At 44.8% G+C, this 15,982-nt stretch carries 16 protein-coding genes; 8 read left to right on the top strand and 8 right to left on the bottom strand.

What is annotated here, in order from left to right; genetic code table 11:
• Positions 1 to 48: 48 nt before the first annotated feature.
• Entirely contained in the window at positions 49 to 2,043 is a 1,995-nt protein-coding gene (locus L0659_RS15620; RefSeq protein ID WP_235127372.1) for a M1 family metallopeptidase, read from the bottom strand.
• A 137-nt stretch (positions 2,044 to 2,180) separates the two neighbouring features.
• Between L0659_RS15620 and meaB the strand changes: the two genes are divergently transcribed.
• Both meaB and L0659_RS15610 read left to right on the top strand, forming a co-directional pair.
• A complete protein-coding gene (gene meaB / locus L0659_RS15615; protein WP_235127370.1) occupies positions 2,181 to 3,167 on the top strand; it encodes a methylmalonyl Co-A mutase-associated GTPase MeaB in 987 nt (328 codons plus the stop codon).
• A 138-nt stretch (positions 3,168 to 3,305) separates the two neighbouring features.
• Positions 3,306 to 3,785, top strand: coding sequence for a lipocalin family protein (locus L0659_RS15610; RefSeq protein ID WP_235127368.1), 480 nt, complete (start codon positions 3,306 to 3,308; stop codon positions 3,783 to 3,785).
• Between the two features lie 62 nt (positions 3,786 to 3,847).
• On the opposite strand, the gene L0659_RS15605 is transcribed toward L0659_RS15610, so the two are convergent.
• Complete coding sequence (locus L0659_RS15605; protein ID WP_235127367.1) at positions 3,848 to 4,279, bottom strand: DUF4440 domain-containing protein; 432 nt, start codon at positions 4,277 to 4,279, stop codon at positions 3,848 to 3,850.
• A 225-nt stretch (positions 4,280 to 4,504) separates the two neighbouring features.
• On the opposite strand from L0659_RS15605, the gene L0659_RS15600 reads away from it, so the two are divergent.
• Entirely contained in the window at positions 4,505 to 5,383 is an 879-nt protein-coding gene (locus L0659_RS15600) for a diacylglycerol kinase family protein (RefSeq protein ID WP_235127365.1), read from the top strand.
• Positions 5,383 to 5,718, top strand: coding sequence for a translation initiation factor (locus L0659_RS15595; RefSeq protein ID WP_235127363.1), 336 nt, complete (start codon positions 5,383 to 5,385; stop codon positions 5,716 to 5,718). Before L0659_RS15600 ends, L0659_RS15595 begins: the two co-directional genes overlap by 1 nt.
• 17 nt (positions 5,719 to 5,735) lie before the next feature.
• Here L0659_RS15595 and L0659_RS15590 read toward each other — a convergent pair whose 3' ends face one another.
• Together L0659_RS15590 and L0659_RS15585 are read right to left on the bottom strand one after the other, a co-directional pair.
• Complete coding sequence (locus L0659_RS15590) at positions 5,736 to 6,185, bottom strand: hypothetical protein (RefSeq protein WP_235127362.1); 450 nt, start codon at positions 6,183 to 6,185, stop codon at positions 5,736 to 5,738.
• Between the two features lie 66 nt (positions 6,186 to 6,251).
• Positions 6,252 to 7,493 (bottom strand): ABC transporter permease, encoded by a 1,242-nt coding sequence (locus L0659_RS15585; RefSeq protein ID WP_235127360.1) that lies wholly within the window; start codon positions 7,491 to 7,493, stop codon positions 6,252 to 6,254.
• Positions 7,494 to 7,628: 135 nt separating this feature from the next.
• Here L0659_RS15585 and ggt point away from each other — a divergent pair, with 135 nt between their 5' ends.
• A complete protein-coding gene (gene ggt / locus L0659_RS15580) occupies positions 7,629 to 9,395 on the top strand; it encodes a gamma-glutamyltransferase (protein ID WP_235127355.1) in 1,767 nt (588 codons plus the stop codon).
• Between the two features lie 47 nt (positions 9,396 to 9,442).
• Positions 9,443 to 10,786: a hypothetical protein gene (locus L0659_RS15575; RefSeq protein ID WP_235127354.1), complete on the top strand. Its 1,344-nt coding sequence runs from the start codon at positions 9,443 to 9,445 to the stop codon at positions 10,784 to 10,786.
• A 16-nt stretch (positions 10,787 to 10,802) separates the two neighbouring features.
• Here L0659_RS15575 and L0659_RS15570 read toward each other — a convergent pair whose 3' ends face one another.
• Positions 10,803 to 11,309 (bottom strand): cupin domain-containing protein, encoded by a 507-nt coding sequence (locus L0659_RS15570; RefSeq protein WP_235127445.1) that lies wholly within the window; start codon positions 11,307 to 11,309, stop codon positions 10,803 to 10,805.
• Positions 11,310 to 11,464: 155 nt separating this feature from the next.
• Here L0659_RS15570 and nudK point away from each other — a divergent pair, with 155 nt between their 5' ends.
• Positions 11,465 to 12,067, top strand: coding sequence for a GDP-mannose pyrophosphatase NudK (gene nudK, locus L0659_RS15565; protein ID WP_235127351.1), 603 nt, complete (start codon positions 11,465 to 11,467; stop codon positions 12,065 to 12,067).
• A 36-nt stretch (positions 12,068 to 12,103) separates the two neighbouring features.
• Here the strand turns inward: nudK and L0659_RS15560 are convergent, their stop codons facing one another.
• The 3 genes from L0659_RS15560 to L0659_RS15550 form a co-directional block, all read right to left on the bottom strand.
• Positions 12,104 to 12,436: a YtxH domain-containing protein gene (locus tag L0659_RS15560; protein WP_235127350.1), complete on the bottom strand. Its 333-nt coding sequence runs from the start codon at positions 12,434 to 12,436 to the stop codon at positions 12,104 to 12,106.
• Between the two features lie 86 nt (positions 12,437 to 12,522).
• Positions 12,523 to 13,254, bottom strand: a complete 732-nt coding sequence (locus L0659_RS15555; protein WP_235127349.1) for an SIMPL domain-containing protein — start codon at positions 13,252 to 13,254, stop codon at positions 12,523 to 12,525.
• 194 nt (positions 13,255 to 13,448) lie between these two features.
• Positions 13,449 to 13,883: a MarR family winged helix-turn-helix transcriptional regulator gene (locus L0659_RS15550; RefSeq protein ID WP_235127348.1), complete on the bottom strand. Its 435-nt coding sequence runs from the start codon at positions 13,881 to 13,883 to the stop codon at positions 13,449 to 13,451.
• 375 nt (positions 13,884 to 14,258) lie between these two features.
• Between L0659_RS15550 and L0659_RS15545 the strand changes: the two genes are divergently transcribed.
• Positions 14,259 to 15,980 carry a M12 family metallo-peptidase gene (locus L0659_RS15545; RefSeq protein WP_235127342.1) on the top strand — a complete coding sequence of 574 codons (1,722 nt, stop codon included), beginning with the start codon at positions 14,259 to 14,261 and terminating at the stop codon, positions 15,978 to 15,980.
• The last annotated feature ends 2 nt before the right edge of the window (positions 15,981 to 15,982 follow it).

The following is a 15,982-nucleotide window of genomic DNA, read 5'->3' as shown; positions in this document are numbered from 1 at the left end:
AATGCCCGCATCTGATCAATGCGGGCATTTTTTTTCTGCTATAAAAGCTTAATTCACTTCCGGTTCCGAAAACACGGCTGGCTTCCAGACATTGTTTTCAAGATTAATGTCGGGGAGGTTATGTTCAGGGTCAATGGTCACTGACCGGATCGGCTGCTGCGTAGCCGCCTTGAACGTCCAGCTTCCGCCGCGCTGCCAGATCTCAACCGGCAATTCCACACGCGTTTTCTTGCCGCTTACTTCTTCAATGTCAATTTTTGCTGGCATAGCCCATTGATCCAGATTTTCAATCGTGATGAAAGAACCTTTTTGCGGGTTTTGCTCAACATAAGTCACGCCTTTCACGCCCTGGTCCAGCTTATAGTTTTCAAAAAACCAGCCTTTCCAGAACCAGCCAAGGTCTTCACCAGCCGCATCTTCCATCGTGCGGAAGAAATCGTAAGGAGTCGGATGCTTGAATGCCCAGCGCTGCACGTATATTTTGAATGCATAATCAAAACGCTCTTTGCCCAAAACCTGCTCACGGAGCATTTTCAAACCGAGCGCTGGCTTGTAATAAGCTTCCCACCCCAGGTTCACGGCCTGCACCACATCCGGAATAGTCATGATAGGATCGGCTTTCGGGCGGAAAATAATGGGTGCAAGACGCTGCAAATCATTCATTTGCGAGCTTTTGTACTCACCATTATTGAAGTTATCCGCGGACAGGAAGTTGATAAATGTATTAAATCCTTCATCCATCCACGCATATTTGCGCTCGTTGTTACCCACGATCATCGGGAACCAGTTATGGCCAAATTCGTGGTCCGTAACGCCCCAAAGATCATCCTTACGGCTTTTGCTGCTGCAAAAAACGATTCCCGGATATTCCATTCCACCTACGATCCCCGCAACATTGGTTGCAACCGGGTAAGTGTATTCGTGCACATAATTAGAATAAAATTCAATGCAACCCTTCACATATTCCGTCGAGCGGCCCCAGCCGTCCAATCCGCCATCCTCAGCCGGGTAAGCCGATTGCGCTAAGGCTGTTTTTCCTTTCGGCAAGTTCATTTTGGCTGCATCCCAAACAAATGCTTTGGAAGTTGCCCATGCAATGTCGCGTGCCTGCAAGCAACGGAAACGCCACGTAAGCGTGCCCGATTGTTTCGGTCTTGTTGAAGGGTTGGTAACCTCTTCGGCGCTGCGGATCATGACTGTCTGGTCGCTTTTGGCGGCATCGGCCAATCTTTTCCGTTGTTCTGCGGTAAGCACTTCGCCTGGGTTAAGCAATTCGCCTGAACCAACAACGATGTGGTCCCAGGGCACGGTAACATTGTATTCAAAATCTCCATATTCGAGGTAAAACTCGCCTGCACCCAGGTAGGGAAGCAAATTCCAGCCCTCAATGTCGTCGAACACGGCCACGCGCGGATACCATTGCGCCATTTCGTAAACGATTCCGTTTTTCGTTTCCAATGTTCCCATACGGTCGGAGCCGTATTCAGGGATTTTGAAAGAATAAGCAATTTTAATTTTGATCACATCACCATTCGGTTTCACAGGCGTCGCCAGCCTGACCTGCATGCGTGTATCCGTGATTTTATAGTTTGCTTCCACAAAACCGCCTTTTCCCTGTTGAACAGTGACCGTTCTGATCGAATCGCCTCCGCTGAAACCTGTGTTACCAAACCTTCCGCCGGTCACCGGAGTCGTTTTTCCACCGCGTGATTGATCATTGAATGCATTCTGATCCAGTTGCAGCCAGATGAATTCAAGTGATTCCGGACTATTGTTCTTATAGGTCAGCTCCACATCGCCGCTTACCATCCCTTTGGCCTCGTCGAGCGTAACATTGATCTTGTAGTCGGCGCGGTTTTGCCAGTATTTCGAACCGGGAGAACCGCTGCCTGTTCGGTATTCGTTACCGGGTTGGAAATTAAATAATGGGTGAAAAAGCACGTGTGAATCGTATTTCACCTTCTCCTGCTCTTGTGCGTGGGCGTTAAAAAATCCAAGACCTGCCATAAAAAACAAGCTCAGACGAAATATGGATATTTTCATTCTATTGATAAAATTTGAAAAATATGTGTTTGTAAACGAGCAATATACGGCTTTTCGCCTTTTTTAATATAAAAAGTTTCATTTTTGCTAACCGATAGTTACTTTGAAATATTACCGGTTACATCCCAGAAAAGGCCATGCGCAAGCGTCTCTCCGTTGAAGATTACACAGCCGGAATTCTTGCCGGTGACCGGATCATGTTGAGCCAGGCCATTACTGTCACGGAAAGCAGCTTGCCGGCAGACAAGGAACTGGCAGCGGCTATTCTGAAAAAGATGCTGCCCCGTTCGGGTAATGCTTTGCGGATCGGGATAACCGGTATTCCGGGGGTTGGGAAAAGCACATTTATCGAATCTTTCGGCACTTATCTGACGTCCTTAGGAAAGCAGGTCGCCGTGTTGGCAGTGGATCCGAGCAGCCAGAAATCCCGCGGAAGCATTTTGGGTGACAAAACGCGCATGGAAAGGCTTTCGCTTAATCCGAAGGCTTACATTCGACCTTCTGCAACGGGTTTGTTTCTCGGAGGGATCGCCCGGAGCACGCGGGAGATCATGTTGCTTTGCGAAGCAGCTGGCTTTGACATTATCCTTATTGAAACCGTAGGGGTTGGACAATCTGAGACATTAGTCAAAGGCATTACGGATTTTTTCCTGCTCCTGATGCTGGCTGGCGCAGGCGACGAATTGCAGGGAATAAAAAAGGGGATCATGGAAATGGCGGACGCCATTGCGATCAATAAAGCGGACGGGAATAATGAGCAGGCAGCTGCCCTCGCTGTTTCGGCGTATCAGAATGCTTTGCATTTGTTTCCAAAAGCTGATTCCGGTTTTGCGACAGAAGTGCTCACATGCTCTGCATTGCGAGAAAACGGAATGGAAACGATCTGGAAGCTGATCCAAAACTTCGAGCAAACGACCAGGGCAAATGGTTTTTTTGATCAAAACAGGCAGAACCAAAACCTGAACTGGATGCACGATCGGATCAGGCAATCATTGGAAAACCGCTTTTTCAATGATCCTATGATAAAAACCAGGCTTGCAGCATTAGAAAACGCCGTTCGCGAAGGAAGGGAACTTCCTGACTCTGCTGCCGAAGATTTGCTGCGTGTTTTTTTGACCAAATAAATCGTTAATGCCTCATTTTCAGCTTCAAGTATCAATTCGTCACGTTAACACATAAATATTTCCTGAGAAAACATTTTTCCAGTAAGTTTGGACGTTAGACTTAACATTATACGAAACTAAACAACGATTCGGTCGGCTATGAAAATTTACGCAGCATTAAGCAAATTTACCCTCTTGACTTTCATGATTATGTCCTTCGTCTTCACAGCTTGTAAGGATGATGAAAAAGAACCCGATCCGCAAGTAGATGACAATCCGATCGTTGGAATCTGGCAACTCACCTCGGTCAGCGCCGAAACTCCCGGAACACTTCCACTATTAAGCCAATTACCAACAGTAGCACCTTGTTACCTCGATCTAAAACTGACTTTTAAATCAGATAATATATTGACAACTGCTGATTGTCCTGTTGCTGTTCTCGCAATCAGTCAGCTAGCGCCAGTTGGAGATGGATCAACATGGAAAGTGAATGGAGATATGCTAAATCTTAAAAGCGGGTCAACAAGCAAGGATTTTAAATTCACACAAACATCAACTGAATTAACGGTAGTTGCTAATACGGAGACAGATGCGACTAAACCCGCCGTAAATGCGCTTTTGAAATTTAAAAAGCTATAATTAATTATAAAACAATAATTCATAACTCCATTGCCCTGCCTTTAAAGGCAGGGCAATTTTTTTTAGCTGGTGTGGTCGCAGATTACTACCCATTTGCCATTAATCTTTTTCCAGAGTAATGTGTAATGTCCCTCAATGTCGCCTTTTTCGGGCCGGGTCAGGTGGAATTTCCCAACCAGAAATGCAACGTCTTTTCCTGGAAATGTGAGGTTCAGGTAAGTAAATTTCAATGTTCCCATCGTCGCACGATCCGGATAGCGCTTCAAGTAACCTTCATGCGTAGCTTTGTAGCCATAAGTTATGCCGGCCTTACCGACGAACATCAGCGAGTCCGATTCCCAGTAACCGTTCATAAAAGAGTCAATGTCGCCGCGGTTCCAGTCGGCCATCTGCCGGTTCATGGTTCCGTAGATGGTTTCCTTGTCTTTCGGAGTCTGCGCTTTTGCAAACATTGAAATCGTGATCAGGATCAGGGTGAAGAGCCGGTTTCTCATAATTTTTGCGGATTTTTGTAAATCGTTTCCTGATTTTAAATATACGCGAAAGAACGAAGGGAAGCGGTTGCAAAACAAAAAATCCAAATCAGAAATATCAGAATGAGTAAGTTCGACGATATATTTAATAAGCTTGACCGTCAGAAATACCCGTTTATCGACGGGCTATATTACCTGTTCATTGTCGTTTTTCTGCTCATTTTGTTCCTATTCTTCGCCTGACCTGTGAACAAGCCTTCCTACCTGTTTATTTTAAATCCCAATTCCGGCACTTCGATTGGTAAAAACGCCGCTGAGGTGAAACAAACCATTGAAGCGTTTACACAAAAAAACGGGGCGGAGGCCAAAATACTGTTTACTGAAGAAAGGGCGCACGCAACAACATTAGTAAAAGAAAACCTGGATTTGCAGCCCTGGAATGCCATCGTAGCCGTGGGCGGCGATGGCACGGTGAATGAAATCGCTCAGCCGCTTGTTAGCACGCAGCAGCCTATCGGGATCATTCCGCTTGGTTCAGGCAATGGTTTGGCGCGCCACCTGGGTATTCCGCTTACATTAGAGGCGTCTCTGAAAAGGCTTTTTGAAAATAAAATCATCACGATCGACAGCGCACAAATCAATGACATTCCCTTCTTCTGCACAGCCGGAATGGGCTTTGATGCTTATGTGGGACATTTGTTCGGACAGCAGAACCAGCGAGGATTAGCTACTTATATTAATGTTTCGTTTCAGTCTTATTGGAGTTATAAGCCGCAAAAATTCCGGTTGAATGGTGTAGAAACCAACGCGTTTTCCTTATCATTTGCGAATGCAGGTCAGTTCGGAAATAATGCCTGGGTTGCGCCTCAGGCCAGTTTACAAGATGGTTTGCTCGATGTGTGCACCATTAAGCCGTTTCCAAAATGGTATGGCACATCATTGGCATATCAACTTTTCACCAAGCAAATGAAGGCTTCGCGTTATATTGATTACCAGCATATGACCGAAGCCGTAGTTGAAACGGAAGTGCCACCGATGATACATTACGACGGAGAACCATTTCAGCTTAATACAACCAGGATAGAAGTTAAAATTAAACCGCAGAGCCTGCGAGTAATTGTCTGATGTCAAAAAAGAACCGCACAGGAGTCATTTATTCCACAAACCCTGACTTCGAATATAACGATTCCGGAGCCGACGAACCGGATACATTACCACCAGCACAACAAGATCTGAGGATCTGGCTGGACCGCAAGGGAGGCGGCAAAGTGATCACGATTATAAAAGGATTTATCGGCACCGTTGCTGATATGGAAGCACTGGGCAAACAACTAAAAGCCCTTTGCGGAAGCGGAGGAACCGTAAAAGATCAGGAAGTTCAAATCCAGGGCGACCACCGCGATAAGGTGATTAACTGGCTGGTTGGCAAGGGTTATAAGGCAAAAAAAGCAGGAGGATAGCCTCCGGCGGTGTTTCCTTAAAGAACCTTATTCGTATCAATATCCGTTGGAGCAGGCAAATTGGATGGTGGTGGTTGTGGTAACTGGTTTGAACGCACGTTTTCCAGCACTTCCACATTGGTCACGAAATATTTGGTGTCACCATTCCATGGCAGCGTAAAGAACTTTTCTTCATATGTGAGCGAAACGCGCTGTCCGTTCTTGATCGCCTCTTCAAGTTTTGAGATCGCATCTTTATTTTTTGCGCTTACCGAAAACACCCATTCCGAAGAATTCATGGTTCCGTCGCCTTCGTACAGGCCGCCCATTCTCAGCTCGCCTTCGTATGTTTTAAATAAATATCCTTTGTTGCTCAGTTTTGTGATAAAACCTCCGCGTTTTCCTTCACTATAATAGCCGAATGTAAGGTAATAGAGGATTCCAAAAATGACGGCCAGAAATATGGCAAATATGACCCATTTACGCATAACAGTATTTTTCTGAGTTTATTGATATCAGCGAACTTCGCAAAACAGTTTGATTATTCCTAGTTATTATTTTGCCCGAATGGCAATAACCGGATCCATGCGCGCGGCGAGCATTGCAGGCACAATTCCCGACAATACACCAATGACACTCGAAACGCCCAGACCAAGTATAATGTTACCCGGTGTCAGCAGGATCTGCAATGAGCCCATCGGCATGAACGAAAGAAGAAATACTAAAAATATGCCAACCAATCCGCCCACCAGGCTCAGCATAACGGCTTCGAAGAGAAACTGGAACAGGATGGAATAATTTTTCGCACCCAGGGATTTCTGAATGCCGATCAGATTTGTTCTTTCTTTGACCGAAACAAACATAATGTTGGCTATCCCAAAACCTCCTACAAGGATAGAAAAGCTCCCGATAACCCAGCCTGCAATAGTTAGGACGGCAAAAAGCTGACCGATTGCCTCGGCGGCAGCTTCGGGGCGGTTCAGGGAAAAATTACTCCCGTCACGCGGCTTAATGCCCCTTTTCGTTCGCATTAAGCCTGTAATTTCGGCTTCAACTTCCTTCATTCCTTCGTCTTCGGGAAATCCTTTGACCACAATGTCGGCACTGCGGCGCCCCGACTGGAAGAGCTTAGAAAATGAGGCAAATGGAATAATGCAGTTTTTATCCGGACTTCCTCCGAAATCCACCAGACTTTCCCCTTTGCGGACCTGCACGCCAACGATTGTAAATTTATTTCCGGCTAATTTGAATGCTTTTCCTACTGCATCCTGCCCGGGAAAAAGCGCGGTTGCGATATCTGCGCCTACAATGGCCACATTTCGTGCATTATTTGTTTCAAGAGGAATAAAATAGCGGCCGTCCTGGATGGGAATATCTGAGATTTGATTGTACTCGTAAGAAACGCCTTGAATCTGCGCCACAATGCTGTTGGAACCATTTTTTAATGTGGTACTGCCCCGAAAATCCATCACAGCCACGGCGCTGGCACTTTCCAGATTCTCATAAAGGAATTTATATTCAGCAAAAGTAGGCTCGGGCCATTGAAAGTATTTCCACCACTGATATTCCCCGCCAAAGCCCCAGGGCCATTTTTGCACATATATAACCTTATCACCAATGAAGCTCATACTATCTTTAATGCTGCGTTCAAGGGAATCGACAATGGTAAAAACGGCCACAATTGCGAAAATCCCGACGGTTACGCCCAGTAGCGACAGAATGGTGCGGGTAATGTTGGATTTGAGCGCCTGCCAGGCGAAACGGAAACTTTCTAAAACCTGTCGTAAAAATTTCATAGCGCCCTTGAATATAATGTTCCTTTCGAACCAAAAGTTAACTGTAAAGTGTCAGGCTTAGAAATAAATTGTTACAAAAGGCAAGATAAAGTGATTGATTTGATAAATTACAAACAGAACTATAACACTCCTACAATGACATTTCGCTACAATCTTGCACTTGCCTACTGTATTTTCCCGGGATTTCTGGTTGCGCAAACACCTGTTAAGGAAACTACCGGATTTTATCAATTTCTTTCCGATGACCCTAACCAGAAACCATTTTTCAGCGACAGACCGGGGGTCATTGCAAAAAATGGCATGGTGGCCACGGCGCATCCGGAGGCTTCCAAAGTTGGTGTTGAAATATTGAAGGCAGGAGGCAATGCAGTTGACGCGGCGGTTGCCGTTCAATTTGCATTGGCTGTCGTTCATCCGTCCGCCGGGAATTTGGGCGGCGGGGGATTTTTGGTGTTGAGAGATAAAACAGGCAAGAGTTACAGCATTGATTTTCGTGAGAAAGCGCCTGCAAAAGGTCATGCGGATATGTATCTGGATAAGGACGGCAACGTTATTGCAAACGCCAGCATCCTCGGCAGGCTCGCCTCGGGTGTTCCGGGTTCGGTGGCTGGCATGGCGGAAGCGCATGCAAAACATGGAAAGCTGCCCTGGGAACAACTTATTCAGCCAGCGATTGACCTTGCTGAAAATGGCGTGGTGCAAACGGAACGGGAAGCGCGTGGCCTTAATGCTATTAAAAAAGACGTTTTAACATTAAATCCGGGCACTCAATATTTTATCAATCCATTAGGGAAAGATTGGGTGGCCGGTGACCTGCTGGTTCAGAAAGATCTGGGCAAAGTTTTGCGCCGCATTCAGAAAAAAGGCCATGATGGTTTCTATAAGGGCAAGACAGCGAGGCTTTTAGTAAAAGATATCAATAAAAATAAGGAAGGGATTATCAGCAAAAAGGACCTTGCCGACTACAAAGCACAATGGCGGGAAACAATTACCGAAAATTACAAAGAATATAAAGTGATCACCATGGCGCCACCTTCCAGCGGCGGCGTAGCATTGCTGCAACTCATGCGCCTGACCGAGCAGCATCCTTTACGAAAATGGGGCTGGCACAGCGATTCCACCATTCAGGTCATGATCGAGGCGGAACGCAGGGTTTATGCCGACCGGGCCAAATTTCTGGGAGATCCGGATTTTGTAAAAGTGCCGGTAGAAACATTGATCAGCAAAGATTACCTGAGCAAGCGCTGGAATGACTTCAACTGGGAAAAAGCAACCGATAGCAAGGACATCAGCGGCGGCGTTTTCCCCGGATATGAAAGCCTGGAAACCACTCACTTTTCCATCGTCGACAAAGAAGGCAATGCTGTTTCCCTCACAACGACGCTGAATGGTGGTTATGGAAGCCGAGTTGTTGTCAAAGGCGGTGGATTTTTGATGAACAATGAAATGGACGATTTCAGCATTAAAGCCGGTGCGCCGAATATGTACGGGCTGATCGGTAATAAGGCAAATGCGATTGCGCCGGGCAAAAGAATGCTTTCATCCATGACACCAACCATTATAGAGAAGGACGGGAAGCTTCTTATGGTCGTCGGAACACCGGGCGGTTCAACGATTATTACATCCGTCTATCAAACCATCCTGAATGTGCTGGAACACGGCATGACCATGCAGCAGTCGGTCAATGCATTAAAATTTCATCATCAATGGCTGCCTGATGTAACCACTTTTGAGGCCAATGCATTTTCAGAAAGTGCTATAAAAAAATTACAGAATAAAGGTTATAAGCTTGAACAGCAACGCAATACAATTGGCCGGATGGATTGCATCCTTGTGATGCCGGACGGTTCGCTCGAAGGTGGATCTGATCCGAGAGGTGACGACACCAGCCTGGGATACTAATATTTCAGCGCTTTTGAGCGTTACTCTTGAGCATTGCTTTATTTGTTATGAAAAAAATCACATTCCTACTACTATTTATATCTGCTGCATGTTTATCAAATTGTAAAAAAGACTCAAAGGAGCTTGGGCCTGATCCGGACACCGGCGCAGCCTTCACTCCGATCCAGTTTTTAAGATCATTTGATGTCCCCGGCTCCGAAAATATCACATTTGATTCTGTAACGAAGAACTATCAGATAAGCCTGCCCGAGTCATATGTAAGCAATTCGGCAGAGGTGAAAATGTCTCTTAACAAGAATGTCGTGCTTATCGACAGCCTCGGAAAAGCCTCAGCAGACAGCATTATCAACTATAATTTCAAAGGAAACCAGCCGCTGTCATTTACATTACGTGATAAGGAAGATAAGTTTGCGGGCACATTTACAGTCTATTTTGAAATCGCCGGTGCCCCTAAGGTCGAGTTGCTGACAAAGACCATTACAGTCAATACGAACGGCTTTAAGACGCCTTTGAAATTTGTCTCCGGCATTGGTACAATTCCCGCCCGCCCCGGTCAGTCGGCACCCATTATCAAGGCCACAAATCCTAAAACCGGTTTCACCGCCCAAACAACCTACTATCAGAATCAGGACAATATTGTGCTTGAATCAGTGGATAAGCTGGTAGGCCCGGAGCCTGTTACTTTGGAAGTGCTTTTTGCGGATAAGGAGCCTATCAAGTTTGACGGGGTGACCTTTACGCGTGGAGAGCCTATTTCAAGGATTCCCGACTCGAAGTTTGTTTATGCAACCAGAGACTCTGTATTTATAAGCGGCGGATATTTCCTTCCTTCGACAAAATACACGGTAAGATTTACCAACGACTACGTAAAAACACCGGTTACCGCTGCACTAAAATATGTAAGCGCTACCAACCTGAATCTGGAAAAATTTCCGGCCAATATACCTGACGGCTCCTATCTGCTTACTTTTCATGAAGGCGAAAAACAGATCGGCAAAGGCGCTATTTACGTTTCAAATGTTGCTACAACCAAAGGCATTGAGTCGATCTGGAAAGGCGATTTAACCCTGGCGCTGACGAGGAATGTTGAAGCACTCACATTCAAAAAGGGTGATACATTTTATGTAAAGCCCTCACCGGTGGAATACGGCGCCTCAAACTCGAACTTTGACGTAGCGAAACTGCCCACATTGCGTTTGAGAAGCGGCGCGACAAGCGTAGATCTCAAACCAGCCTTAGCCGTTGTAAATTGGGCTACTGCCGGCGTAAGTTATCCGGTTGGCCGATATGTTGTTCCAGCAAATCTTGCGGCTGGTCAGTATGAAGTTTACGCTGTGTTTCCGGATAAGACTGTGAGCAAACCTTACTGGGCAAAGTTGCGCGTCAATTAATCATTTCCCGCGACATTTAAACTCTTGTCAGTTCCTGGATTATCTGTTCAAATTCAGGAAACTGCATTTGTAAAGCTGCCCTTTCGGCCATTTCAAAATCTGCAAAATCAAAGCCAGGTGCAACTGTGCAGCCAACCAGCGCATAGGCACTTCCTTTTGCAGGTCGTGACGCGAACCATGCTCCCGCCGGAACCACTGCCTGAAAAGTTTCTCCATTTTCCGGGTTATTGCCCAGCTTGATCACCTGGATTTCTCTTCTTTCTTCATTGATCACGAAAACATCTAATGCATCTCCGGCATAGAAGTGCCACATTTCATCTGATTGAATTCTGTGAAATGCAGAGAAATTATGGCTTTCCAACAGAAAATAAATGCCGGTTGAAAAAGACCGCTCACCAGTAAAACGTTTGGGCAAAGCTTGCAGAGGAATTGTTTCCGCAGCTCGATAAGTCTCAGCGTAATAACCGCCCTCAGGGTGCGGGAGCAAGGCATATTTTTCAATCCAGTAATGCGCTGGCTTCATGATCTCATTCATGCCGACAAGTTAGCACGCCGTTTAATAATTCACTCCTTAGTTTTCGCTTTTTATTCCTGGATGATGGTGACCAATATTTGACGTCTACAATCATTTGCTTACTTTTGATCAATAATAATCAAAACAGATCAAAATTAATCAGAATGAAAAATGACCGTGTTCGCATCGTAGCTGATGAAATGTTATCAGATAATTGGTATACACTAAAAAAATACACATTTGACTATCAACGCGCCGACGGACAGTGGGAAACGCAGTCCAGAGAAGCTTATGACCGAGGAAATGGCGCGGTAATCCTGCTTTACAATCGCGAAAAGCAAACAGTTATTCTAACAAGGCAATTCAGACTGCCAACTTATGTGAATGGGAACAAGAACGGCATGCTGATCGAAGCATGTGCGGGACTTTTAGATCGCGATAACCCGGAAGATTGCATTAAGCGTGAAACGGAGGAAGAAACTGGGTATAAGATCCATGCGGTCGAAAAAATATTCGAAGCCTATATGTCGCCTGGTTCGGTTACAGAAATCCTCTACTTTTTTGTAGCAGCATACAGTGACGATATGAAAGTGAGTGCCGGCGGCGGCAGTGCGCAGGAACAGGAGAACATTGAGGTTATGGAATTGCCATTCGAGGAAGCATTGAATATGGTCAGGTCGGGAGAGATCAAAGATGCCAAGACGATTATGCTGCTGCAACATGCTCAACTCAACCATTTACTAACAAAAATGGCCAAACAGAGTTAAAACTCTCTTCGGCCATTTAGGTCATTATATTATTAGCTATGAAATGGGATCAGGCGTGGGTGTGTTTTGAGGCGTTGCTGTTTCCGGGCTGCCCTTACCGCCTACGAATTTCTCATAAAGCTCTTTAAAAAAGTTTTCTGCATCCGGGAAGCTGCTTTTAAGCGTGTCCGCACCTTTGTTCTTCAACTCATCAAAATACTCAGGAGCTTTATCGATTGCACCTTCTGCATCGGCTTTGAAATTGTTAGCCTTTGTTTTCAGGTCTTCCAAAAGCTTTTCGCCTTCTTCGCTTTGAAGATACTTATGCGCGGCCACTCCTGCGGCTGCTCCAAGAATAAATGTGGCAAGGTGTTTTGAGTTTATGCTCATGATTTCCAGTTACTTAGTTTGAGATTAAATTTAACGAAACTTAAATCGTTTTCTGAAAAAACTATGCCCACATTCACAATGAATGCTTACTTAATCTCGAAAGCCGCCTGCATGCGGTAGCTGATCTTGATTTTCTGATATTGCACATCGCTATCCACAACTGCATCCGCCGATTCGGCTTGTGCAAAAGCTCTCACATTGGCCTTGGCAAAAACAGGCTGAGGGAAATAGAGATTCTCATCCAGTTCTTTAATTTCAAGCACCTTACCAAGCTTCTCGTCCAAGGCAGCAACCAGATATTCAGCTTTTACTTTGGCTGCTTTCAGCGCATCGATTTTAACCTGTTTCTTTAATTCTTCTCTTTTCGAATGGTCAACGCGGCCCACATTTGCATACTGAACGCCACGGCTCTCCACTTTTGACAGAATGCCGTCCAGCTTTTCAACGCTGCTCACTTTCAGCTCATACTGCTTGCTTTCCAGGAATGTTGCCGGTTTCTTCTTCTTGTCGGTGTAATTTTGATAACCACCTAAGTCACTGACAGACAGCGCTTCTTTCGGAAGTCCTGCATCCGCAATTGCTTTCAGGAGTTGTTTCTCCAAAGTGCTGATAATGACCTTATTCTTCTGGTTTTTTTCGTCTTCAAAATATTCCTGAAGTGAAATGTTAAAATAAATTTCGTCGGGCACAATTTCCAGCTCGGCAAAACCTGCCACTTCTATCCTAGGCGCAACAATCTGCTGTTCATATTTGATTTGCGAAAAAGCAGGGAATAAAACGGTCATGGCAAGCAGGGAACTCAAAATAATTTTCTTCATGGCTTTCATTGGTAAATATTGATTATAAAATACAGATGCAGGCGGCAGGCTTAACGTTGTAACGCGCCAGAAATATTGCCGTCAACGTAGTTTAGATGCAATGATTTGCCAAAGGTTTAAAACAAAAATGGGAGCATAACGCAATCAGCTGTTATTCTCCCACTTACAATAAAAAAAATTTATTTTTTTCTATTTCAGGTAAAATTCTGATAAATCGAGTCCATAATACGGACAAAATGCTGATAATCGGAATCATTCAGACTTCCCCAACCCTTTCTGCGGATGTCTGCTACGATAGGAAATGCTTCATTATAGGTTAATTCGCCCGATTTGGTAAGGAATAGGTTAAATTTCCTTCGGTCACCGGCCGCCGGTCCGCGTTCTACCAAACCCTTTTTTTCCAGCAGATCAATAATCCGCGTAACAGTAGGCGGATCCTTAAACGTAAGCTCAGCAAGCTCGTTCTGACTAATTCCCTGCCTTCTGAAAATGTGATCTATAAGCACCCACTGGTCCACTGTAAGGTCAAAACCAGCCTCCGTTAATTGTTTTTGTAAAGCATTTCGGATTTTTTTGATTGTCGTGTCTATCTTAAAAAAATAGGCACGCTGATCAGAATGATGCGTCATGATAGGTTACGTTGAAGCTTTGGGCAATTGATATCACCAATTATAAGTCCCTTCAACTATTCGTCTACTAATAATTGCAGAGAAAATTACAGATAATTTTCTCTGCACGCGGGCCACCATACCGATAAATAAACGACACCAGCACCAGGATAACTGGATGATAGAATTATTTTGTTAGGGTTGGAAATAAAGTAACATTCGGTGGATCGAAACATTCAATTATATACATACACTATGCAAAAACTATTTACCCTCCCATTGAGAAACTATGCGCTATGTATGCTTATTTCATTGCTATGCAGCAAGATAGTCTTTGGCCAACTACAAAAATTCATAGAACCAGTTCCAATTAATAGTATTCCGGACAACCCGGAAATGACCGCTTATATTACCCGTTTGAAAAAGAATCCGAATATTTCAAACTATCACTTTATCAATTTAAATCCACTCGCAACCGCGCAGAAAGAAGGGATTCTCACATTGGAAATTCCGGGAAAAGACAAGCCTATCATTGCAGAAGCAAGCGAGGTAAAATACTATTCGGCCACTGATTCTGAATGGTTTGGAAAAACAGATGACAATCGTGGAACGGTCATTATTCTGTCAAAAGCAGGAAGAATCACCGCACACCTATCGACGCCGGATGGCGTTTACGAGATTTTCCCTGCACCGGATGGTTTGTATTGTTTGCAGGAAGTTGACATGTCGAATGGCGACGACGTCGGCTGCGTTACTACGAACGATCATCCTACAAACGGAAGAATAGCTGCGCAGGAACCCAAGCAAGCTCCACCCATTGACGCAAGTGCCAAGATGAATCCCTGCCAACCACTCATTAGCCCGCGCGTGCTTGTGTTGTACACGCCGAAGGCGTTTGCGCTGGCTGGTAGTACTGCTGCAATAGTTAATTGGGCAGATTTGTCAGTCGCTCAATTTAATAGTACAATATACAACAGTGGCATAACCAGTAATGCTGTGCTAACATTGGCCGGTGCCGCACCATTGAATGTTACTGAAACCCTAAATTTAAACGATGATCTCGAAAATCTAATCATAAATCCTGTTGCTCAAAACCTCCGAAATCAATATAAGGCGGACATAGTTGTGTTGTTTACAGATGCTGTTTATTCAAGTGGTAACACACAAGGCGGCTCGGGCACAGTTACTCTTCAAAACGACCGATCATATGCAATTGTAGAAATATGGTCATGTACATCAAGAAAAACATTTGCCCATGAAATTGGGCATCTTTATGGCTGCCGCCACGAAGACACAGCTGGTTCGCCTGCATATGCCCAAGCATATTGTATCAAAAATGGCCTTGGTATAGTTACAGACCGAACAATGATGGTTGGTAAGGCGATATCTGATCCACAAGCCCAAAACCGTCTTTTAAATTTTTCCAATCCTAATATACAAGTTGGAGGAAAGCCGTCGGGAACAAATAATGAAAACAATGCTAAAAGGATCACCGAGTCCCATCCCACAGTAAGCGCTTTCAGACCTAATCCCAATCCACCTTTCGTTGCTTACGTTGACGGGCCAACTTTTGTAACGGCACCCGGTGGCAAAAGCTATGAGTTGACATACGGTTGTGGATCTGCACCATATTCGGTCATCTGGCATTATAGCTATGATGGGATTAATTATCTTCCTTCCAATACTACCACGGACATTTTTACATGGAATTTCTATCAAACTCAGAAAGTCTGGTTTAAAGCAACGGTTACAGGAAATGGTAAATCTGTTTCTGCATTTATTGCTGTTACATCACAGATGCCCAATCCCTACAAGACTGGCGTGGTTGAAACGGATTCTCTTTCTCAAAGTCTTTTACATCTTGAAGCAACTCCAAATCCAGCCTTAGATGAGGTTCGCATAAATTACAAAACAATATCAGATGCTGAGATCAAACTTGACATATTGGATCAATCCGGCTCCGTAATCCAAACACTTTCGGATAGCTATCTAATGCGCAAACCAAATGGTGTTACCAGTACGAAGTGGGACGCGAGGAAGTTTCCATCCGGGATTTATTTCATCAGACTGATGGTGGGCAAAAATATTGAAACAAAGCGAGTGCTTATATCAAGATAATT

The sequence above is a fragment of the Dyadobacter sp. CY347 genome (assembly GCF_021502655.1).
Classification (GTDB): domain Bacteria; phylum Bacteroidota; class Bacteroidia; order Cytophagales; family Spirosomataceae; genus Dyadobacter.
Note: the sequence above shows the minus strand (reverse complement) of the source record. Positions and strands in the feature narration are given on the sequence as shown.

What these genes read in the sequence shown, in the direction of transcription:
- L0659_RS15610 (WP_235127368.1), top strand. Translation starts at nt 3,306, where the DNA reads ATGAAAATTTACGCAGCATTAAGCAAATTTACCCTCTTGACTTTCATG.
- L0659_RS15550 (WP_235127348.1), bottom strand. Translation starts at nt 13,883, where the DNA reads ATGACGCATCATTCTGATCAGCGTGCCTATTTTTTTAAGATAGACACG.
- L0659_RS15595 (WP_235127363.1), top strand. Translation starts at nt 5,383, where the DNA reads ATGTCAAAAAAGAACCGCACAGGAGTCATTTATTCCACAAACCCTGAC.
- ggt (WP_235127355.1), top strand. Translation starts at nt 7,629, where the DNA reads ATGACATTTCGCTACAATCTTGCACTTGCCTACTGTATTTTCCCGGGA.
- L0659_RS15605 (WP_235127367.1), bottom strand. Translation starts at nt 4,279, where the DNA reads ATGAGAAACCGGCTCTTCACCCTGATCCTGATCACGATTTCAATGTTT.
- L0659_RS15545 (WP_235127342.1), top strand. Translation starts at nt 14,259, where the DNA reads ATGACCGCTTATATTACCCGTTTGAAAAAGAATCCGAATATTTCAAAC.
- meaB (WP_235127370.1), top strand. Translation starts at nt 2,181, where the DNA reads ATGCGCAAGCGTCTCTCCGTTGAAGATTACACAGCCGGAATTCTTGCC.
- nudK (WP_235127351.1), top strand. Translation starts at nt 11,465, where the DNA reads ATGAAAAATGACCGTGTTCGCATCGTAGCTGATGAAATGTTATCAGAT.
- L0659_RS15570 (WP_235127445.1), bottom strand. Translation starts at nt 11,309, where the DNA reads ATGAAGCCAGCGCATTACTGGATTGAAAAATATGCCTTGCTCCCGCAC.
- L0659_RS15555 (WP_235127349.1), bottom strand. Translation starts at nt 13,254, where the DNA reads ATGAAGAAAATTATTTTGAGTTCCCTGCTTGCCATGACCGTTTTATTC.
- L0659_RS15585 (WP_235127360.1), bottom strand. Translation starts at nt 7,493, where the DNA reads ATGAAATTTTTACGACAGGTTTTAGAAAGTTTCCGTTTCGCCTGGCAG.
- L0659_RS15620 (WP_235127372.1), bottom strand. Translation starts at nt 2,043, where the DNA reads ATGAAAATATCCATATTTCGTCTGAGCTTGTTTTTTATGGCAGGTCTT.
- L0659_RS15560 (WP_235127350.1), bottom strand. Translation starts at nt 12,436, where the DNA reads ATGAGCATAAACTCAAAACACCTTGCCACATTTATTCTTGGAGCAGCC.
- L0659_RS15590 (WP_235127362.1), bottom strand. Translation starts at nt 6,185, where the DNA reads ATGCGTAAATGGGTCATATTTGCCATATTTCTGGCCGTCATTTTTGGA.
- L0659_RS15575 (WP_235127354.1), top strand. Translation starts at nt 9,443, where the DNA reads ATGAAAAAAATCACATTCCTACTACTATTTATATCTGCTGCATGTTTA.